The organism is Mediterraneibacter hominis (assembly GCF_014287475.1).
Lineage (GTDB): Bacteria > Bacillota > Clostridia > Lachnospirales > Lachnospiraceae > Mediterraneibacter > Mediterraneibacter hominis.
This window is the reverse complement of the sequence record NZ_JACOPF010000002.1, coordinates 637,701-656,000: the sequence shown is the minus strand read 5'-3', so window position 1 is coordinate 656,000 and position 18,300 is coordinate 637,701. Positions and strand designations below refer to the sequence as shown.

Annotated in this window: 28 protein-coding genes; 3 read left to right on the top strand and 25 right to left on the bottom strand. The window is 44.5% G+C overall.

The features are described 5' to 3' along the window. Window positions 1-4: 4 nt before the first annotated feature. The 23 genes from H8S37_RS12650 to H8S37_RS12540 all read right to left on the bottom strand — a co-directional run bounded on the left by H8S37_RS12650 (window position 5) and on the right by H8S37_RS12540 (window position 15,400). Entirely contained in the window at window positions 5-1,204 is a 1,200-nt protein-coding gene (locus tag H8S37_RS12650; RefSeq protein WP_186876417.1) for a PBSX family phage terminase large subunit, read from the bottom strand. Continuing rightward, complete coding sequence (locus H8S37_RS12645; RefSeq protein WP_186876416.1) at window positions 1,191-1,655, bottom strand: hypothetical protein; 465 nt, start codon at window positions 1,653-1,655, stop codon at window positions 1,191-1,193. The genes H8S37_RS12650 and H8S37_RS12645 overlap by 14 nt, the downstream gene beginning before the upstream one ends. A 48-nt stretch (window positions 1,656-1,703) precedes the next feature. Further along, a complete protein-coding gene (locus tag H8S37_RS12640) occupies window positions 1,704-2,453 on the bottom strand; it encodes a DNA adenine methylase (RefSeq protein WP_186876415.1) in 750 nt (249 codons plus the stop codon). A 197-nt stretch (window positions 2,454-2,650) separates the two neighbouring features. Next, the gene (locus H8S37_RS12635; protein ID WP_186876414.1) at window positions 2,651-3,070 is read right to left on the bottom strand and encodes an RNA polymerase subunit sigma-70; all 420 of its coding nucleotides are present in this window, start codon (window positions 3,068-3,070) and stop codon (window positions 2,651-2,653) included. Continuing rightward, a complete protein-coding gene (locus tag H8S37_RS12630) occupies window positions 3,051-3,221 on the bottom strand; it encodes a hypothetical protein (protein WP_186876413.1) in 171 nt (56 codons plus the stop codon). Before H8S37_RS12630 ends, H8S37_RS12635 begins: the two co-directional genes overlap by 20 nt. Before the next feature lie 11 nt (window positions 3,222-3,232). Beyond that, window positions 3,233-3,415, bottom strand: a complete 183-nt coding sequence (locus H8S37_RS12625) for a hypothetical protein (RefSeq protein WP_186876412.1) — start codon at window positions 3,413-3,415, stop codon at window positions 3,233-3,235. Window position 3,416: 1 nt separating this feature from the next. Beyond that, window positions 3,417-3,662, bottom strand: a complete 246-nt coding sequence (locus tag H8S37_RS12620; protein WP_186876411.1) for a hypothetical protein — start codon at window positions 3,660-3,662, stop codon at window positions 3,417-3,419. Then, window positions 3,659-3,985, bottom strand: a complete 327-nt coding sequence (locus H8S37_RS12615; RefSeq protein WP_186876410.1) for a hypothetical protein — start codon at window positions 3,983-3,985, stop codon at window positions 3,659-3,661. Before H8S37_RS12615 ends, H8S37_RS12620 begins: the two co-directional genes overlap by 4 nt. 49 nt (window positions 3,986-4,034) lie before the next feature. Next, window positions 4,035-4,760 (bottom strand): phosphoadenosine phosphosulfate reductase, encoded by a 726-nt coding sequence (locus H8S37_RS12610; RefSeq protein ID WP_207723945.1) that lies wholly within the window; start codon window positions 4,758-4,760, stop codon window positions 4,035-4,037. 26 nt (window positions 4,761-4,786) lie between these two features. Then, the gene (locus H8S37_RS12605) at window positions 4,787-5,464 is read right to left on the bottom strand and encodes a hypothetical protein (RefSeq protein WP_186876409.1); all 678 of its coding nucleotides are present in this window, start codon (window positions 5,462-5,464) and stop codon (window positions 4,787-4,789) included. Further along, window positions 5,448-5,666 (bottom strand): hypothetical protein, encoded by a 219-nt coding sequence (locus H8S37_RS12600; protein ID WP_186876408.1) that lies wholly within the window; start codon window positions 5,664-5,666, stop codon window positions 5,448-5,450. The genes H8S37_RS12605 and H8S37_RS12600 overlap by 17 nt, the downstream gene beginning before the upstream one ends. Continuing rightward, on the bottom strand, window positions 5,663-7,060 hold the full coding sequence (locus H8S37_RS12595) for a DEAD/DEAH box helicase (RefSeq protein ID WP_186876407.1): 1,398 nt from the start codon (window positions 7,058-7,060) through the stop codon (window positions 5,663-5,665). Before H8S37_RS12595 ends, H8S37_RS12600 begins: the two co-directional genes overlap by 4 nt. Further along, window positions 7,050-7,337, bottom strand: a complete 288-nt coding sequence (locus H8S37_RS12590) for a VRR-NUC domain-containing protein (protein ID WP_186876406.1) — start codon at window positions 7,335-7,337, stop codon at window positions 7,050-7,052. The genes H8S37_RS12595 and H8S37_RS12590 overlap by 11 nt, the downstream gene beginning before the upstream one ends. Next, window positions 7,338-7,541, bottom strand: coding sequence for a hypothetical protein (locus H8S37_RS12585; protein ID WP_186876405.1), 204 nt, complete (start codon window positions 7,539-7,541; stop codon window positions 7,338-7,340). A 294-nt stretch (window positions 7,542-7,835) separates the two neighbouring features. Continuing rightward, window positions 7,836-10,235, bottom strand: a complete 2,400-nt coding sequence (locus H8S37_RS12580; RefSeq protein ID WP_186876404.1) for a virulence-associated E family protein — start codon at window positions 10,233-10,235, stop codon at window positions 7,836-7,838. Window positions 10,236-10,245: 10 nt separating this feature from the next. After that, window positions 10,246-12,240: a DNA polymerase gene (locus H8S37_RS12575; RefSeq protein ID WP_186876403.1), complete on the bottom strand. Its 1,995-nt coding sequence runs from the start codon at window positions 12,238-12,240 to the stop codon at window positions 10,246-10,248. 45 nt (window positions 12,241-12,285) lie between these two features. After that, window positions 12,286-12,966, bottom strand: a complete 681-nt coding sequence (locus tag H8S37_RS12570) for a DUF2815 family protein (protein WP_186876488.1) — start codon at window positions 12,964-12,966, stop codon at window positions 12,286-12,288. A gap of 7 nt (window positions 12,967-12,973) precedes the next feature. Next, window positions 12,974-14,155: a DUF2800 domain-containing protein gene (locus tag H8S37_RS12565; RefSeq protein ID WP_186876402.1), complete on the bottom strand. Its 1,182-nt coding sequence runs from the start codon at window positions 14,153-14,155 to the stop codon at window positions 12,974-12,976. Between the two features lies 1 nt (window position 14,156). Further along, the gene (locus H8S37_RS12560; protein ID WP_186876401.1) at window positions 14,157-14,573 is read right to left on the bottom strand and encodes a hypothetical protein; all 417 of its coding nucleotides are present in this window, start codon (window positions 14,571-14,573) and stop codon (window positions 14,157-14,159) included. Between the two features lies 1 nt (window position 14,574). Beyond that, window positions 14,575-14,805 carry a PC4/YdbC family ssDNA-binding protein gene (locus H8S37_RS12555; protein WP_186876400.1) on the bottom strand — a complete coding sequence of 77 codons (231 nt, stop codon included), beginning with the start codon at window positions 14,803-14,805 and terminating at the stop codon, window positions 14,575-14,577. After that, complete coding sequence (locus H8S37_RS12550; protein ID WP_186876399.1) at window positions 14,802-14,957, bottom strand: hypothetical protein; 156 nt, start codon at window positions 14,955-14,957, stop codon at window positions 14,802-14,804. Before H8S37_RS12550 ends, H8S37_RS12555 begins: the two co-directional genes overlap by 4 nt. 74 nt (window positions 14,958-15,031) lie before the next feature. Further along, window positions 15,032-15,217, bottom strand: coding sequence for a hypothetical protein (locus H8S37_RS12545; protein ID WP_186876398.1), 186 nt, complete (start codon window positions 15,215-15,217; stop codon window positions 15,032-15,034). Between the two features lie 12 nt (window positions 15,218-15,229). Then, a complete protein-coding gene (locus tag H8S37_RS12540; protein ID WP_186876397.1) occupies window positions 15,230-15,400 on the bottom strand; it encodes a hypothetical protein in 171 nt (56 codons plus the stop codon). Between the two features lie 349 nt (window positions 15,401-15,749). On the opposite strand from H8S37_RS12540, the gene H8S37_RS12535 reads away from it, so the two are divergent. Continuing rightward, on the top strand, window positions 15,750-15,989 hold the full coding sequence (locus tag H8S37_RS12535) for a hypothetical protein (RefSeq protein WP_186876396.1): 240 nt from the start codon (window positions 15,750-15,752) through the stop codon (window positions 15,987-15,989). Here the strand turns inward: H8S37_RS12535 and H8S37_RS12530 are convergent. Next, window positions 15,971-16,153 (bottom strand): hypothetical protein, encoded by a 183-nt coding sequence (locus H8S37_RS12530; RefSeq protein WP_186876395.1) that lies wholly within the window; start codon window positions 16,151-16,153, stop codon window positions 15,971-15,973. The genes H8S37_RS12535 and H8S37_RS12530 overlap by 19 nt on opposite strands. Before the next feature lies 1 nt (window position 16,154). Further along, window positions 16,155-16,403 (bottom strand): helix-turn-helix transcriptional regulator, encoded by a 249-nt coding sequence (locus tag H8S37_RS12525; protein WP_334298556.1) that lies wholly within the window; start codon window positions 16,401-16,403, stop codon window positions 16,155-16,157. A 143-nt stretch (window positions 16,404-16,546) separates the two neighbouring features. Here H8S37_RS12525 and H8S37_RS12520 point away from each other — a divergent pair, with 143 nt between their 5' ends. Together H8S37_RS12520 and H8S37_RS12515 are read left to right on the top strand one after the other, a co-directional pair. Next, entirely contained in the window at window positions 16,547-17,404 is an 858-nt protein-coding gene (locus tag H8S37_RS12520; RefSeq protein WP_186876393.1) for a helix-turn-helix domain-containing protein, read from the top strand. A 54-nt stretch (window positions 17,405-17,458) separates the two neighbouring features. Then, the gene (locus H8S37_RS12515) at window positions 17,459-17,920 is read left to right on the top strand and encodes an ImmA/IrrE family metallo-endopeptidase (RefSeq protein ID WP_186876392.1); all 462 of its coding nucleotides are present in this window, start codon (window positions 17,459-17,461) and stop codon (window positions 17,918-17,920) included. The last annotated feature ends 380 nt before the right edge of the window (window positions 17,921-18,300 follow it).

The window sequence follows — 18,300 nt, the reverse complement described above, 5'->3', positions numbered from 1 at the left end:
CTTATCACCTCTCTCCGTAAATTTTATCTGAATAGACGCCATATCTCATAGCGTCCATAACGTCATCCATCTCTTTTTCCGGTTCGTCCGCATTCTCTTTCCATGCATATACACCGATTTCTTTCTTAAATCGTGACACGTTTTCCACTACAATAAACAGTTTCCGCTGTTTGAACAGGGACGCTACGTGTCCAATTCCTGCCACCACATCTTTGACAGCATTCATTGCACGCAGTCCTGCAATCTGCATTTCACGTATCCTGTCCGGTCTCGCAGAGTCGCAATAAAAAAGGATGTCGCCATGCTCGGCAACAATCCCTTTCCCAATCTTTATCCAGTCATCCATGCTCCTGTGCTTCGCGGACCATTCCCGAAGCAGATAGATATTCCCGTCTATACCTACTCCGAACAAAGTAAATACCCCATAGTGTTCCCAGCCGAAGTCAACACCTACAAAATGCCTTACCATTGGCGGCAGCTCATCTGTATGGATAAAGTGTACATTTTCATTAAAGTCGGGATACACAATCCCGCTGGCAGACACCCACGCCCCGTTTATGTCACGGTCTGTGAACATACCAGACGGAGTGGATTCTATGATACTCTGCTTATACCTGTCAGGTAAAAAGGTGTTGTCTGTCAACTTCCAATGAAATTCTGCAATGGTTTTTCCGTCTGCCTTATTGATATAGTCTTGCTTCAACCAGTGCAAAGGGTTATCCGGATTCGTGTCTATCAAAATCCTTGCCCCATCACCGGAGCACCTCGACTTAATTTCATTGAATACTTCCTGATTGGATACTGTCGCTTCGTTGATGTAGGCTCCGTACGCCGTCATGCCTCGTATTCTGCCCAGGTCATTGATTTTACTGTGTCCGAAGCAACATACTTGTACTCCGAACAGTTTAAATCGGTTGAATTTATCAAAATGATACTCCAACCCGTACTTATTCGTCAGCTCATTCAGTATATTCCTGTGAACAGCCCCCAAGTCCGAACCAGCGAGGATATACTGTGGAAGCGCCACACCTGTCCTGTCAGCAATCCGCCGTACCCGGCGCAATTCATAGAGAAATAAGTCATTATCGACAACAGTTTTTCCGGAACGCTTCGCACCGTGGTTTATCAGCATGAAGTAATCGGTATTCATGGCGAATCGCATGACTTCCTGCTGCTTTGGACTGTATAGATTATTTAGGCTCATCTTTCATAGCCTCCTCCAGTTTATCCAGATAGGACGCAATCTGCACTTCTGTACTGTCCACATCGTCCTGTTTTTTGACAGCTTCTTTTCTCGCCTGCTTTAGCTCTGTATCCGCTTCCTTATTGCGGATATCTTCATGCGGCTTGTCGCTCTGCCCAGCGTACTGCGCAACAAAATAAGCTGCTTTTGTGTTGCCTTTCATAGCTTCCTTAATTTGCGCCATCAAAAGAGCCGATTCCAGAGTACACTCTACACCAAGTGCCTCCAGAACCGGCTTCCATTCCTTGCTGTCTATTTCCGCAGTCAGCAGCATGTTCAACGTCTTCCGAAAATCCGCTTTACGGCGTCTTGTCTCGCCGCTTGCTTTACCGCCATTTGAAGCAATAATCCGTAGTTCCTCCGTTGTTCGTTTGTCAAATCCCTTGTCTTTTATGTTTTCATAACCTGCCACGTCACCACCTTCAATTCACACTCTCTGTTAATAATACCCACGTCATTTCTAATAGTTCTTTATGATTAATTCCCTGTAACGACGTGGGTTAGTTTTCGTTACAAGGTTGTCCTGCCGTTCTACTTCAATTATGCTGTATCCTGCATACAGATTCCGTATTTCTTCGCAGTCATTATAAGACAAGATAAATTTCCCTTTTATCTTTTTCAAGATATTCCGTAGCCGTTCATGGTCTTCCGGCTGGAATCGGTCGGGATAATATTTTTCTGCATCGTAATACGGCGGGTCACAATAAAACAATGCCGATTCCCTGTCATATGTCTTAATTAATTGACCGAAATCGACATTCTCAATCACTACTCTGTTTAATCGTTTTGACACTTCTTGCAGATAGGCGATTGTTTTCTGCATATCCCGCGACCGTACACCGAATGACCGCAGGTCTGCGCCAAAACTTAATTTGATTCTGCAATAAAATCTCGCAGCCTTTTGTATGTCTGTCATGCCTCGAGTGTTACTTTGAGACACACAGTCAAAGAACTGCTCTCTGGATATTAAAATCCAGTTCAGTTCATTTTGCAAGGCGTCCGGATGGTACTTTACACAACGGAACAAATTCACCAATTCCCCGTTCACGTCATTGTACACTTCCATGCTCGCATGCTTTTCCTTATCAAACAACACCCAGCCGGCACCGCCAAACACTTCAACATATCTGTCAAAGTTATCTGGGAACTGTTCGATGATTTTCTTTTTCAGCAGCTTCTTGCCGCCAATCCAACTTATAAAACTGTTCATTTTATCAACCCTCTCTCTTAATACATTCGTGGGTATTATTTCAAGAGGTGAAGTATGCTCCACACAAAAACGCCCCACTATTGCAGGACGTTTAAGGGAAAATACTTATAAGGAGTTTGGAGAAATGTACTTTACACTTCTTTCAGCATATACTATAGCATTTTAAAAAGTAACATGTGTAACAATCGTAACAAACATTAAATTTCTTTCATAAATCTTTGAAATTCCATCTTTACGCTTGCTGCCGTGCATTTTCTCCCCATTAGCGTCGCTGTTTCTTCCCACGACAGTCTATGAAAAAATTTATACTTGATAATCCGCTTCATACGGAAAGGTATGTTCTCCATCCACTCTTCAACACCGATTTTCAATTCTTCCGCCCGCCTTTTCTGTACCTCAAGGATATGTTCCTCGCTTTGAATCAGTTCCTTTTCGGCATATGTTTCCGTCGTCCCAGCAATACTAAAACTTCGGGGTTCATAGGGGAAGTCTGGATTACTCCCCCTCACTTTGTCTATTACTTTTCTTCGCTTCTTTTTCAGCCGTTTTATTTCTGCCTCGGTTTCTTTGATAAACTCACAGGCGTCTATGTAGTCCTCAAGTATGCTCTTGTCCATCCGCAACACTCCCCATCTTGCACTTCTCTGACAGGTACTCCTCAACCGTCTTGTGCTCTATCTGCGCCGCTTGTGCCTGTATCATTATTGTCACCGCCATTTTATCGTGATGCTCCTTGCCGTCTTGATGCGCTTCTTTTCTAGTTCTCAATCACAGTCCTCCTAACATCCTTGTATATACACGCCTTCAAAAGCTCCTGTATTTTCTTGGTCTTCTGATACTTCAAACGCGTTTGCTATTCCAATCCCGTCACTGAACGGATTATCATCACAGTGATAAAAATACACTGATTTACTTTTATCTTTTACATTCTTCAAAAATTCTTCCAGTTCTTTTACTGTCATGTTAGTCCTCCGTCATTTTCTCCATCATTTTCTTTAATGCCACATTTTTTAAGTGACTGCTTGCCTGTGAAACAATGCGGTCTGTAATCCGATCTTTATCCTTGTAAATTACCTGCCGCACGCATTCCGCTGTAACTCTATTTACATTATTTCTGTCCGATGAGTAATCCCTGTAATATTGCTGTGCTATTACATCTAACAGTCTATCCTTTATCTCTTCCTCTGGAATTTCAATTGTGATTTTCATTGTCCGTCCTCCCAAAAACCCATATATTCCATTACGTTTACACCTGTCTCCTTCTCCAGTTCATCATTCAGCAGCTTGAAATCATATTCATCATCTTCTGATACGTACTTCATCTGTTGTTTTACAAAATCTAAAAATCTCTTTATCCTTTTCGCTCTGTATTTTTCCTGCCTGTACAGGTAATCTACAGAAATGATACAGTATATCAAAAATACCCGCAGATTCTCTTCCTGCTCTCTTTTCTTGTATTCTGGGCTTTTCATAATTTCATCAATCTTCTTTTTCAGCTTCGCCCTTTTTAATTCTTTTTCTGCCCAGCCCATTTTCGCTCTCCCTTCGTTTGTTATTATATTTCGTTTTCCTAGCACCACATTAAATTTCATTCACAGCCAAATAGCACATAATTCCACAATCTTGCATTATTTCTTCATCTATTTTCCCCCTATTAGGGTCTAACTCATCCAGATATATGCCTTTTATACACGAATGCCCTATTTCTCTTTCCAATTTCGACATTCTATAAAACACTTCCGGGAAGTCTTTTCTGATTTTGTTCCAGTAACCCATGCCACCCTTTACACAGCCTATGCAGTTATTATTTTGATAACCCATATCGTACATGGCAGGTCTTTTAATTCCTAATCTTTCCAGAATCGCATGCGCGTCCTGCTTTGTCAAAGCATTTTCAATAAGTGGATATTCATGCTCAAATTCCGGCATTGATTCATTCAATCTTTCTGCACGCCTTTTTTCGTCCATGTCAAATCCCCAAACATAAGTAATATCGTAATCTTTATGTAAATCTTCCCATTCCTTTCTTACCCTCTTTTTAAGAATTTGCGTACACTTTGCCCCATACGCTCCATTTATGTATCGAAACTGCTTTATTACATTTTCAACGCTCCCATATGGAGATTTTAAAATTTGTACTGGTTTATTCAAAATTTTCTCACAATCCTTAATAAATCTCATACTATCTAAATGTTGATTTTCTATGTCTATATAGATATATTCATCTACATTTTGTGCCAAATACCCAGCTATGAAAGAAGATACGCCAGCAGATAACCAGCAAATTTTTATTTTTAATTTTTTCATCTTCTCTCTCCCTCCTTTTGTTCTGCTCAATTTACAATCTCTCGTTTAAGTTCGATGATCCGCACCGAGTTTACACACATCATTAACTCGTACATACCGTAAAACTCAGCATCAATATCATTCCCGAAGTCATCATAAAATTTTACGTGCATTCCACCACCATCGAACGAAAAACCTTTTTCATTTTCTTCTGCCCATTCTCTAACCGTATCTTCCAGGGATTCAAGAACTGAACTCAAGCCATATGTATACGGTCCATCCGTTTTTACTGTATCGTAGACATAACGCTTATACTCATCGTCCAACACAAAAAGAATCTCATATGTGTACTCATATTTGACATTGCTGCAGGTGTCAAGACAGTTATCCTTTACCGTTTCCTTGTCTGAACCATGCCCTACTACTCTGCGCATCATATAATGTTCTTCACAACTCCGTTCTTTTCCTGTCTCCCAGTTAATAAGCTGTCTATGTTTTGTACGTGTAATGCCCAGTTCTCGTAATGTATCAAACAATTCCGTAGTCCCGTTTTCGCTGTCAGCCGTAAAGAAAGACTTCACTTCGCCATCTTCGTACACCCTGCCTACGCAGTCCCCAAACGAATGCCCATACCATTCACCTTTTGTTGTTATCGTACCTCGTTTTCTGAGAGGTATATCCTCCGGCAGCTTCTCTATTAATTCTACTTCATAAGTTTTCTCCATCTCCATTTTCCTCCGTTTGTTTTGATTTATACCCAGTTCCCCACACGTTATCTATACAGGCCGTATGGAAAAGCACATCCGTTTTTCTCTTTGTTCTTACATACTCCACTTTGCTCAAATCTTCGTTTTCCTTGATCACTTCTCTGCATCCCGGACATATCACCGGACTCCACTGCCGGTGTATAATCTTTTTTGGCTTCATCGGTCAACACGATTCCCCTCCTTTATTGCTTTAATCCTTGCTTTCAGGCTCTTCATCACCCAGTTTTGTACATCGTCTTTTTTCTCCAAAGCCTGCATCACATCCTCATCTCTTGTATCCATGCACACAAGATGGTGTATGATTACCCTTTCTTTCTGCCCCTGCCTGTGCAGCCTCTTATTGGCCTGTGTATACAGCTCATAACCCCACGTAAGTCCGAACCAGATTACATGGTTTCCGCCCTCCTGCAGGTTCAGGCCGTATGCGCTGCTGGCAGGATGGGTAAGCAGCACATCAATCCGGCCTGCGTTCCAGTCATCTTCATCCTGTGTTGTCTTCAATTCCCGGATTCGCAGTTTAGTCCCCTCCAGCGCTTTCCATATCCTGTCTTTATCATGCTGGAAATTGTAAAACACTAATGCCGGCTTCCCCTGCAGCGATTCTATCAGCTCCATAAATGCCTCTATTTTGCATTTATGCACCTCATGGTAGTTTCCTTCTTCATCATAAATCGCGCCGTTTCCCAGCTGAAGCAGCTTATTGCTCAGAGCCGCTGCGCTTGCAACACTTATCTCTTCCGCGTCTCCGGGCAGTTCCAGAACCATCCTTCGCTCAAGTTCAGCGTATGCCCTCCGCCCCTTATCATCCAGGACAACCGGTACTTCGTGGATGACTATCTCCGGTAACTGCAGGTAATCCTCTGCTTTCATGGAAATACAGATGTCTGATATTTGCCCCAGTATGGTTTCTTCCGTTCCGGGCTTTGCCTCGTAGCTGTATACCATACCGTCTGCCCCGCGTTTGTCCGGCTGGAAATATCTTTCCCGAAACTGCGTATACCTCCTTCCCAGGCGTTCCCCGTTGTCGAGAAGAAAAATCTGTGCCCATAAATCTTCCAGGCCGTTAGGCGATGGCGTCCCGGTAAGCTCAACCATCCGTTTTATGTGAGGCCCTACGCTGGCCAGAGCCTTGAAACGTTTTGCGCGGTGGCTTTTAAAACTGCTGCTTTCATCCACAACGACCATGTCAAATGGCCAGCTGTTCCGGTAATAGTCTACCAGCCATGTCACATTTTCCCGGTTGGTGATGTAAATGTCCGCAGGCGCGTTCAGCGCCCGTATCCGTTTTGTCTGACTGCCAAGTACCTGGGACACCCGTAACATTTTCGTATGGGTCCATTTATCCTTTTCCCTTGTCCACGTTCCCTCCGCCACTTTTTTCGGCGCTATCACCAGTACCTTCCGTACCTCAAAACGGTTATATTTCAATTCTTTTACAGCGGTCAGCGTTGTAACCGTTTTGCCAAGCCCCATATCGAGAAACAGCCCTATTTTAGGAATATCCAGGATTTTTTGTATGCAGTACGCCTGATAAGCATGTGGCTTAAATTCCATCTTTTCCACACCTTTCAAGAAATTTCTCCACTCCCTCTCTCCCGTACAGGACTCTTACCTCCTGCCCCAATTCCTTTAGTCTGCCGATTTGTACTTTTTGCAGCTCTGTAAGTCTTCCCCTCTCGGATTTCAGCTCCGCAAATACCACGGGCATGCCCGGAAGGATCACGATCCGATCAGGTACTCCTGCATTTCCCGGGCTTACCCACTTATAAGCCCTGCCGCCGCGTTTTCTTACCTCCGACACAAGATACTTTTCGATTTCTTTTTCTCTCATTTACCGCACCTCCAAATACCAAAAGTGATTGCCTGTATCTCCGAGTTCATCAAACTGATGAAACGTTTTTACGTCTAACTTTTTTCTCGCTTGTTTTAGTTCCCCTCTTGAATATCCTGCCTTCTTTGCCGCCTGTCTGACCTCATCACATAAATGCAGCAGTCCGTCCGCAAGGTATTCCCTCAGCCAAGTCTTACAGTCCATCCCGCCTCTCCTTCCTGAAAACAAAAAGCCTTATCGCGTGTATATATACCTCTATTATGGCGTTTATGATGTACATATGGCGTATATATACGCTTTATTTATTATTTTTTCTTTTCTATATAAAGTTTGTTGACATTGTTGACATATATAAATAAATAGTTTATTTTCGGGCTTTATCCTGTCTACAATCCTGTTACAAACCTGTCAACTTGCCTACAAGGTGCATTTTTTTGCCGTTTGTTGACATTTTAGGGGGTTTTGTAGACATTTCCCATTTTGTAGACGCATTTTTCCCTATTTTGTTGACACTCTTTCAAACCCTCTTTGTGTTCCGTAGAACCCATACCTCTGTGAGGATTTATCCTGTTTCCACCCTTTTATATGGCGCAGGATATTATTGATTTCCATGCTGTCCTTCCGCCCCATATATTTTAAGTCGCTGCCAAAGCATTCCTGCCAGATTTCCGCCGCACAGACTCTTTCACGCTGTATAAGGCTTTCCCCTTCAGGCAGACGAAGATTCCCCTGTAAAAACTGTCTGCGCTGTACCAGGGTCATTGTTCCCCATCTCTCCGGCAGCTCCCTGTCTAAAAACTCCCGTATTACCCCTTCTTTCGCATAGCTTTCCCGGTGGCTTTCCTGCTGTTCTTCTGCCATTTTTTCAATTTCTGCTGATAAATACAACGGTTCTCCCAGCAGCCAATAACAGTATGCTTCTGCCCATATCTGATCCGCTTCTCCAGGCAGCTCCTGCCAGATTGATTTCTTCGCTTTACGCAGCCCTACATCCACCGGCCAGAATCTCCGGTTTCCTGTTGCATCCTTTAAAAATTCGCTGTCGTTGCTGGTTCCAAAAAATACACACCTCCGGGGATATTTATTTGTCTGTCTTCCGTATGCTGCTCTGTATATATCATGTGTCTTGCTTAAAAACTGTTTGACCGCGCTGGTTTCCTGCTTTGTCATAGCCGTCAGCTCCCCTACTTCATTGATCCAGGTTCCCTGTATCAGCTCTGCTGCTTCTTTCCCTTCAAATGTTGTCAGGGAATCGGAAAACCAGTTTCTGCCAAGTATGGATAGAAAAGTGCTCTTCCCAATCCCTTGCGGCCCTGTAAAAATAGGCATATAATCATACTTCACGCCTCCTACAATTGCGCGGGCCACCGCCGCGCACAAAGACTTCCTGATTACTGCCCGGGTATAGGGATTGTCCTCTGCACCTAAATAGTCCGTAAGAAGTGTATCCAGCCTCTTTTTTCCGTCCCATTTAAGCCCTGTCAGATATTCCCTCACCTCATTGATTTTATTCTGGCTGCTGACAATCAACAGCCCGTTGTCCAGCTTTTCCCTTCCGGTAAGGCCGTAAAACGTCTCCATATAGCGATAGTATCCAGCATAATCTACATCTGTCCATCTTCTCTTTTCTGTACGCCTGTCCCACGGTAAGCAACCCGTTACCATTCCGCAGCTGGCGAACTCGTCTGTTACAATTCTCCCCTTTAGCATCGGATCGTTTTCCAGCACCATAGTCATATTGCTGATTGTTTTTTCTATATGCCCGTTCCTGTCCCTGGTAAGGTTCAGTACCCAGTCTACGTCCGGTTCCTGTGTCTCTTTCATCCCAAACGCTTCTTTTGCCTGTTCAAATCTTTCCTTTACCATCAGGCCGGTTACATCTTTATCATTTTTTGCAAGCTGTGTCATAGCCGCATAGGAAGGCAGCTTTATACTGGGTGTTCCCTCCTTTGCTTCCCTGTCTTTGTCCCCATACATGTGAAGCCTTACCATGTCAAACGCATTTACAAGCTGTCCGGAGCATGGATCTGTGGCATGATGGGAATATAAAAACATATCTCCGTCATATACGACTGCTCCGCCTGTTGTAGAGCCTCCTGTGTAGGTATATCTCCCCGGGATTCCTGTTTCTTCATACATGCCCGGAATAAAATGCTCCATTGCCTGTGTAATAGTGTATGTACGGCAGAAAGCCCCTACAATTCCTCTTTTTTCCGTCGGGTTTTCCTGGCGCGCCAGACGGCGCTTTTCTGTAGCTTCGCTTCCGGGAACCTGTGGCCATTCTGCTATGTCGTGCCAGTCTCCATACATATTAAGCAGCCCTTTGAGACTGCAGAAAGGTCCGTCATACACCTCATATATATATTCCCCGTCACTGCAGCAGCTCGGCCAATACATCAGCCGGCTGGGATCGAAGGTTGTCGGATCGCAGAATTCTATCCCTATCAGAGAGGCTGCCTTCCTCGCAGCAGGTTCATACTCCTCTGCCTCTGCGGTTATGTCCAGAGGGATAATAACCCGTAATCTTGGCGCATATCCTGTGTGCTTCCTCGTACTGTATACTATAGCCGCACATTTTAGTCCGGAAACCCTTTTTAAAATTTCATCCGTTCCCCCTGGCGGAATCTGATCCATATCAAGGGTCAACAGATCCCTTCCCTCTACGTAAAAGCTCTTCCTGCGTTCATGTGCAAACGTACCCCCGACAAAGCCCCCAACATCTTTTAATTCGGATTGCTGCTGTTTAGGCAAGGCAAGATATTCTTCCAGGCTTTCCCTACTCCGGACAGGTGTTTTCAGGCGTTCCACAAATTCTGTCCACATAATTTCACTTTTGGGCCAGTACGTGGATTTTCTTGTCCCCGCCGTACTAATCCAGAGTTTTCTGTTGAATTTCATTCCCTTCCTCCTAGTCTTTCTTGTAATAGCTCCCCTCAAAACCCGCACCCTTCAGGTTCAGTCCCGGCGCCCAGGGGATAGGTTCCGCCATTAAAGCGCAAATCTGCTCCACTGTAGCTTCTATCGGCGCATCAATAACTACTTCATCATGCACATGGAATACCACCTGCAGGCCAAGCTGTTCGATCCGTTTCAATGTTTCCGCCAGACAGTCCCTCGCAATAGCCTGTACGATATTTTCCGTCATCTTTCCTCCGTAAGTGGAATCTACCTCCCACTTCTTTGTCTGCTGTCCTATGGCATAATAATGAATAGCCGCCCTGCCAAACCGGTTTTCCTGTAAAAATGGCTTTGGGTAAAACAGTTTCCTTCCACTTGGCAGCTGTACTGTCAGAAACGACTGCCCGTATACCAGGTCTCCTTCCAGACGGAAAATAAGCCCCGGGACAGCGTGCTCCCGTGCGGTCATCACCGTCTCTAGAGAAGCCTGTTCTACGGCATACCACAAATCCCTGATGCGCGGGTTTGCCTCTCTCCATCTTGTCACAATGTCCGGAAGTTCTTCTTCTGTCAGTCCCATTTTTAAGGCCCCCATTGAGATAAGTGCGGACGTTCCTCCCTGATAGCCCAGTGCAAGGGTGGCCACTTTCCCTTTTTGCCGCAGGCTGTATTCCGGATTTCCTTTTACAATTCTTTCTATCGGCACATGGAACATCTGGGAAGCAGTCGCCTCATAAATCCTGCCATGTGTGGCAAACACTTCATTTACCCACTGTTCCCCTGCCAGCCAGGCGATTACTCTTGCTTCAATCGCCGAAAAATCAGCGACAACAAATTTATGCCCGTCTGATGGAATAAATGCCGTCCGTATAAGTTGTGACAAAGTATCCGGCACATTTCCATACAGCATCTGTACGCCTTCATAATTGCGCGCCTTCACAAGGTTTCTGGCAACATCCAATGTCGTAAGATAATTACGCGGAAGATTCTGTACCTGCACAAGCCTTCCTGCCCATCTCCCTGTCCTGTTGGCTCCGTAATACTGTGATAATCCCCGGATACGGCCATCATCCCCTTTCGCGGATTTCATAGCGGTGTATTTTTTTACTGAGGTTTTCCCCATCTGCTGACGTATTTCTAAAATTCTCCTGACTTCCGCCGGAAGATTTTGTTTTCCTAAAAGTACCGCAACATCCTCTTTTCTAAGCCCCGGAAGCTCTACATCCGTCTCCGCCCAATTCGATAATTCTCTTTCAATCCACTGTTTTAACTGGCTTGTACTGTTTGGGTTTTCAAGTCCTGAAATCCGGACAGCTTCTTCGGTTAATTTCTGCGTACTGATGCTGTCAATCATCAATGCGCCGTCTATTAGTTTTTCATCTGCCCTGACGCCAAACTCGTTCATCCGGACATCCATCTGCCATAGCTTTTCTTCCTCCTCCGGCATCGGAAAGACCCTAAGCCGTTTCCATATTTCGTGTTCCGTCGTTACATCCTGTTTACAGTACTCTTTAAACAGCTCCCATTTATCCGGGGCATGCCGGGGAAGGTTCCATGCACGGCCCCCGTTTCCCTTTGTTGGTTTACAGGGCACACAGAAATAGCGGATAAGAGCCTTTCCTGTTGTCAGCTTTCTTTTATCCTGCGGCAGACCGATTGCCTTTCCCGTAGCCTCCAGCCCTGCTGTGTATCCGCAGTACAGCCCGTGCGCCATTGTACACCTCCACTGTTCTAACGGCGTCTGGTATCCTGCCTGATTGAGGCAATACCACTCAAAGGAAGCATTGTACGCATGCTTAATTACATCCGGATTCCACAGCATTGTCTGGATCCCTTCCGGGATTTTTTCCCCGGATGCCAGATCGATAACTTCAACCGGATCATCCATGTATTTATATGCGAACAGAAGAATTGCAAAATCCGGATCCTGTGCATATCTGTACAGTCCGGCTTTCCCGATATCTACACTGCTTTTTGTTTCTATATCAATACTTAAATGCTGCATTGTTCCATCTCCTGCTAAAGAAGAGGGGCTTAAATCCCCTCTGTTTTACATTGGCTGTCCCGTAATCGGATTGATGTTTCCACCTGCCGGATTCGGATTCCACGGCGGTGTCATGCCCGGGGCCGCTGCTGTCGGATTCGGATTCCACGGCGGTGTCATACCCGGGGCCGCTGCCGCCGGCTGTGGAGCGCCAAAAGCCTGGGCTGCAGTAGGCGCACTTCCTGCAAGCGCTTCTCCGTCACGTACTTTTTTTACCGGCCCCAGGCCGCAGCCGATCCCTTTCTTACCACCGAATGCATAGGGGTAAAACTCCACGTTTACCACGGCGTACACTCCGCTGTATATCTCCGACTGGTTGATGATGGGATTCATATTTGCGTCTACGACCTCCGGAGGATAGTCTGCCTTTGCGCTGGCAGTAAACACCCAGTGCCCTTTACACTCTGTACCAAACGGCATGCCGTCAGACGGGCGCGCGCCATCTCCGTCCCAAACAGGATCCGGAACAATGGGCGGGCACACACCGTTCCATTTCCCGGAAATCCCTTTCTGCTTTGCCGCTTCAATGGCCGCGTCAATCCTTGCTTTTGTAGCGGTATCTGATTTTGGCACAAGAACGGTGCAGCTAAACTTCTCCTCCTGCCCCGGCTGCTGTGCATATGGCTTGAACAGATGCACATACGACAATCTCGCTTCTCCTGTTGTTACATTTGTAATATCTCCAATACTCATGTTAATCTTCCTCCTTAAATACTTCTTCAGCTGTTACTTTGTTCGTGATAGCTTCTCTTTTATCCTCCTCATGTACGAGTGTGGGCTTGCCTGGTTTTTTGACAACGTATTCCCCCACTGCGTCCTGGAAGTTTTTCTTCCCTACTATTTTTTCCACCTGCGCCAGCGTAAGCGGTTTCTTTTCCCACAACATGGCTTCTTCTGCAATCCCTGCCTTCTCCAGCGTCTCAAACGCCTTGTCCATGTCTGTCCAAACCCGGGATGCTCTTCCTTCCACTGCTTTCCAGCCGGGCACTTCATTTCCCTTAAGGCACTCTTTCAGGGCGTACTCCTCCAGGTCAGACAGCCATTTCGCTACATCCTCTCCCTGCAGCAGGTATCTTCCTGCTTCCTCATTCGTAATCAACGGCGGCAGTTTCCCCTTATCCGGACTGAACGCCAGGCGGACATTTTCCTCCGCCCTTGCCCGGCACTGGCTCTTTGCCCGACAGAACCGGCACTGTTTTTCCCCGGGGCAAAAATCCCCTTTCCCCTCAAATGCAAGGGCCGCCCTTTCTTTGACGTAGTTCCCGAACGCAAGCAGCTCCTGGAGGGAGCATTCCCATTCCGAAATGTTGTCTATCCTGGGCTGTACAATAGAAAGTTTGATCTGCTTAATCGGATAAAGCATCCGATAGGCTTCATACGCTCCCAGCGCGTATAACATCATCTGTGGATTTTCTTCTGCCGATACAGGAACGCCTTTGCCATACTTAAAATCGATCACCTGCAGCAGCTCTCCTTGTATTAAAATCAAATCCGCGGTTCCAAACCCTTCCGGGACATAACTGTGAAAGTCAACCTCATGCTCAATACGAAAGGAGGGCATTGAGGGCAGTCCGATCGCCGTGTTTTTTATATAGTCAAGATAAGCATCCGTATGTACCATCATTTCATCCTGCCACAACGCGTTTTCTTTCAGTTTTTTAATTGCGGAATTCAATTTCCGCTTCGATATGTCCCCGGGGTTGACATAGTTCCGTGCTCTTATCTCCGCAAGTTCGTGCGCCAGGGTTCCTTCCTGCGCAGTTTCCGAATCCGTATCCGGAAACTGTTCCTCCAGTCTTGCGCTTGGGGTACATAAAAGCCACCTGTGCGCGCTGGATGCACTTAACAGCGCGTGCTTTCTCTTTTTATGGTTCATCTTATATCTGCGCCCCCATTCCTCTAAGCGCCGTTGCAAAGTTTCCATACTGTTCAGGCGGAAGTTCCACTAAGGACATGACCCCGTAGCTCTGGATAAGCTGCTGCAGCTGCCCCTGCATCCCTTTGTCCATCAGGGACATGCCCGCCCTTGACAAATCATCCAGGGTATACGCCGGGGCACTTGTCTGTACAGGCTGTGCCGGCTGCTGCGCGACTGGTGCGGACGCGGCTGTTTGCCCTGATGCGCTGTTTTGCGCTCCCGTATTCGCTTCCGGAAAATGGGGTGCAATCTCTCTTCCATACGGCATCCGGTTCTCTGTTGCCTCAGCCTCTCTCCTCCCTACAGTTTTCAGTAACTCTTCAGCCATTGTTACCATTTCCTCAAAATCTTTGTACACTACTGTAATCTGTGCCATCTTATTTACCTCCTAATTCTTTAAGCCCTGCGCGGGCAATCTTTATGAATTCATCCTCTGTGAGGCTGATTCCTTTTGTCATTTTTTCATGGTCGTCAGACCATCCCCGTATATCCAGTTTTTCTTCTTTCCCGTACCAGCTGATCAGATTTAATTCTTTATGGTATACATCTGTTTCTTTTTCTTTTGGCAGAGTTAGTAAGTTATGTTTAATTTCAAAACTAGGCTTCATTGTTTTCCCTCCCAATATCTCCCGCCACACCAGAAGAAATCTTCTGCCGACAGATAGTCCTCTAAAACAATCAGCGTGGGGTTCTTATGTTCCCCCTCCCCGATTGGTATGCATTTGCCGCATGTATTGCAGCATTTTTCTTGATTTGCCATTTTTTATCCTTTCTGCTACAATATAAGTGATTAATTTTCCGAGCGCCTACGCCTTGCCGGGCTTATGTAGGCGCTCAATCTTTTAGCTCCAATACTCTTTTTATCGCCGCTGCAACCTGTGAGCCGGTAAAAAGATTTGTTTCATCCAGCGCAAGCAGATCGGCTACATCGCCCTGTATTCCCAGTTCTCCAGTGAAAAACATTTCTTCTGCCCCTATGATTGTTCGCTCTAGATAGTCCTCAAACTCTAAATCGGTCACCTTTCTCACCTCCTATACTGGCCCTGCCTGCAATATGTAAATACAGCACATGAACAAAAATATGTTGAAACAAACAGACAGCACTGCTACAAGCCCTAAACCTGTAAGGCTTTTATCTCTGCGCTTCCTAGTTTCTTCAATTGTCTCCCTGCGCTTCTGCTCAATTACCTGCAACTCTGTCACTCTGCCAGCCTCCTTTCTGCCTCTTCCCGGCTTATGTCAATGTATTTTGCAACCTCGTTTATTGTTGCTTCGTACCTATACAGTTCGCCCCTCCTAGTCGGTCGTATAACCCGCCCAAACTGCCACTTTCCGGTACGCATTTTATGCCGAACCTCGCAAGGGTCGCACCGGATGACTTTTGCGATTTTAGTCGCTGTGTTTAAAATTTCTGACACCTTATTCACCTTCTTTCAAACAAAGTCCCTTTTATCAGACACCCTCTCTGCTACACTACTCAAAACTTCTTTTTGTGATATAATCTCCTTACAGGCACTGCCATGCCGAGTATTATGAAAGGAGAAGCTATTCTATGAAGAAAATTTATGCTTGTCTTATTGGTAATTGGGTTTGTCTTAATGATGACCCGTCGTGTACAATGGGAATTCATAACACTTCGCCAGATTTATGGTATGAAGAAAACGCTCCTATCTTTTCTCCGTTTAGACGTGATGCTGAACATACCTTTTATCAGATGGATTACGTTTACATCCACTACAAAGGCAAAGACTACAGAATCAATCCCATTTTCCTTCAAATAGTTGAACAATAACGTTTTATAAACGGTATTATCGTGTTTGGGTCCGCAAGTTGTATTTCATCAGTCTTTTTGATAGACTCAACACGATAATAATCGTCAATTCCTGCTTTTATTTTCCTCCATTCTGAGTATGAAGTTCCTTTAAGAGCCTCTAATATCCCATTAATTTTTTCCACCTTATACCACCTCCTTTTCTTTTAAACACGTTTCGTGCTCTTTGTGTACAAAAAAAATGAATTCTACAGAACAATTATAATAATGAGCTAAACGCACTTTTATATCATCTCTCGGTATTCTTGCACCCACCTCATACATTGCCAACGCAGAAACACTGATTCCACAAGCATTTGCTACCGTTTCTCTGCTTCTCTCACCTCTTAACTCTATAAGCCTTTTAGCAATAGCGGCATTATTCAATTCAATCACCTCCCTTTCAAAAACACGTTTTGTGCTTAATTCAAATATACACTACTCTATCTCACATGTCAAGCACAAATCGTGTATTTCATCCTTTACTTTTTAACACGTTTCGTGTATAATATGTAATGTAAAAAGAAAGGAAGGTTTATATGGCCAATTTTTCAAGTGTATTAAAATCATTACGCAGTCAAAAGAAAATGACTCAACAAGAACTTGCTAATTCGATAGGACTGTCAAAAAGCGCACTTAATATGTACGAACAGGGCGCACGACAACCCAATTTTGAGACTCTTGAACTTATCGCTGATTATTTCAATATAAGTATAGATTTTTTACTTGGTAAAAGTCCGGTTGTACATTGTCCAATCTGCTACAACACATATGACCCATTAAATAAATATGATTCAGCAGAACACGAAGCGTTTCACAAAAAATTCCTTGCAGCCGAAAGAAAATATGGAAAAATTCTTTTATACGGAGAAGCAGATAAACAACGAAGCTACTATATTTCTAAATTGAATAATCCTACTCTTTCTACTGATGAACGAATAGACGCTTTTGAACAGTATTTGAAGTATGATTTTATGCGTAGCATTTGGAATAGCCATTTCGACTTATCCCATGAGGATTTTGGAATGTTTTGTAAAAAAGAAATGGGATTAGCTTCTACCAAAGATGTATTAGACAATATCGGGGAAACTGTATATGAAACTCTTTGTGAAAAATACGGTGTTGCTGATGACACTGTTTACCATGAAGTCACTTCATTCCGTGAAACAGAAAATTCTTTAAATAGCTATGAAATATCGCTTATTGGCGAATCACGAAAGATGAATCAACATGGAAAAAATAAACTTCTTGATACAGCAAAGGAAATGAATTGCAATCCACTCTATAACTATGATTATCAAATTGAGCTGGCAGCTGCCCACGAACGTACTGATATTCCAGTCACGAACAAGATGAAAAAGCACGATGACGATATCATGGATGATGAAAACTTCTAGCAGTCCTTTTTATTGGACAGGTTATGAGATATACTAATCTTGGAGGTGTGGAAAATGAATTCGTATGAAGCACTTTTAAATGAAGCCTATAAAGAGGGGCTTACGGTTAAAGAAAAAGACCTCATAGCAAGCGATGGAAGAATTAAAGGAACCAGAATTGCTATTCGTAAAAACCTAAAAACAAACCTTCAGAAATCCTGCGTCCTCGCAGAAGAAATGGGACACCACTATACCTCTGTCGGAAATATACTTGATATGTCTGACACCCGTAACCGCAAGCAGGAACGGCAGGCAAGGCTTTGGGCTTACAATAGATTGATAGGATTACGCGGTATTATAAAAGCATATCAGTCTGGTTGTCAGGACAGTCACAATATGGCCGATTTATTAGGTGTGACGGAAGAGTTTTTACAGGAATGTATCGACTGCTACAGAGAGAAGTACGGAGTGTGTACTCAACTTGATAACTACACAATATTCTTTATCCCTAATCTGGCAGTCTTAGAAAAGGTATAGCCGCCCCGGCGCCGTCCGGGGCAATCCAAAATAATATATTTACCCAGGCAACTGGGAGGGCAGCTTCCACCTGTTCCGGAGGTCTTACGGAAGGGGTGGTAATTATGAGTACATATGAAGAACTGATGATTATCATAGCCGTTGCTGGCTTGATTGTCTCCATTTTGAATATGAAAAATAAAAAGTAGCCGCCCGTCTCTGGTAAAGATAGCGACTACTTTTTGTAACTAGATTTTTATCTTACCCGGAGCAGATGGGATGCAGCCATCTTTTCCAGTTGCCTTGTTAAGTATATTATAACAAATATACTTTAAATGTCAACTGCTCCGGTGTTGGCGCACCGAAGCAGTTCTAGCACAATCCGAAGATATGCAACTCTT

Bases quoted from the DNA above. Each gene is read 5' to 3' on its own strand.
- H8S37_RS12650 (WP_186876417.1), bottom strand. From the start codon at position 1,204: ATGAGCCTAAATAATCTATACAGTCCAAAGCAGCAGGAAGTCATGCGA.
- H8S37_RS12640 (WP_186876415.1), bottom strand. From the start codon at position 2,453: ATGAACAGTTTTATAAGTTGGATTGGCGGCAAGAAGCTGCTGAAAAAG.
- H8S37_RS12635 (WP_186876414.1), bottom strand. From the start codon at position 3,070: ATGGACAAGAGCATACTTGAGGACTACATAGACGCCTGTGAGTTTATC.
- H8S37_RS12625 (WP_186876412.1), bottom strand. From the start codon at position 3,415: ATGACAGTAAAAGAACTGGAAGAATTTTTGAAGAATGTAAAAGATAAA.
- H8S37_RS12620 (WP_186876411.1), bottom strand. From the start codon at position 3,662: ATGAAAATCACAATTGAAATTCCAGAGGAAGAGATAAAGGATAGACTG.
- H8S37_RS12615 (WP_186876410.1), bottom strand. From the start codon at position 3,985: ATGGGCTGGGCAGAAAAAGAATTAAAAAGGGCGAAGCTGAAAAAGAAG.
- H8S37_RS12610 (WP_207723945.1), bottom strand. From the start codon at position 4,760: ATGAAAAAATTAAAAATAAAAATTTGCTGGTTATCTGCTGGCGTATCT.
- H8S37_RS12605 (WP_186876409.1), bottom strand. From the start codon at position 5,464: ATGGAGAAAACTTATGAAGTAGAATTAATAGAGAAGCTGCCGGAGGAT.
- H8S37_RS12600 (WP_186876408.1), bottom strand. From the start codon at position 5,666: ATGAAGCCAAAAAAGATTATACACCGGCAGTGGAGTCCGGTGATATGT.
- H8S37_RS12595 (WP_186876407.1), bottom strand. From the start codon at position 7,060: ATGGAATTTAAGCCACATGCTTATCAGGCGTACTGCATACAAAAAATC.
- H8S37_RS12590 (WP_186876406.1), bottom strand. From the start codon at position 7,337: ATGAGAGAAAAAGAAATCGAAAAGTATCTTGTGTCGGAGGTAAGAAAA.
- H8S37_RS12585 (WP_186876405.1), bottom strand. From the start codon at position 7,541: ATGGACTGTAAGACTTGGCTGAGGGAATACCTTGCGGACGGACTGCTG.
- H8S37_RS12580 (WP_186876404.1), bottom strand. From the start codon at position 10,235: ATGAAATTCAACAGAAAACTCTGGATTAGTACGGCGGGGACAAGAAAA.
- H8S37_RS12575 (WP_186876403.1), bottom strand. From the start codon at position 12,240: ATGCAGCATTTAAGTATTGATATAGAAACAAAAAGCAGTGTAGATATC.
- H8S37_RS12565 (WP_186876402.1), bottom strand. From the start codon at position 14,155: ATGAACCATAAAAAGAGAAAGCACGCGCTGTTAAGTGCATCCAGCGCG.
- H8S37_RS12560 (WP_186876401.1), bottom strand. From the start codon at position 14,573: ATGGCACAGATTACAGTAGTGTACAAAGATTTTGAGGAAATGGTAACA.
- H8S37_RS12555 (WP_186876400.1), bottom strand. From the start codon at position 14,805: ATGAAGCCTAGTTTTGAAATTAAACATAACTTACTAACTCTGCCAAAA.
- H8S37_RS12550 (WP_186876399.1), bottom strand. From the start codon at position 14,957: ATGGCAAATCAAGAAAAATGCTGCAATACATGCGGCAAATGCATACCA.
- H8S37_RS12535 (WP_186876396.1), top strand. From the start codon at position 15,750: ATGAAGAAAATTTATGCTTGTCTTATTGGTAATTGGGTTTGTCTTAAT.
- H8S37_RS12520 (WP_186876393.1), top strand. From the start codon at position 16,547: ATGGCCAATTTTTCAAGTGTATTAAAATCATTACGCAGTCAAAAGAAA.
- H8S37_RS12515 (WP_186876392.1), top strand. From the start codon at position 17,459: ATGAATTCGTATGAAGCACTTTTAAATGAAGCCTATAAAGAGGGGCTT.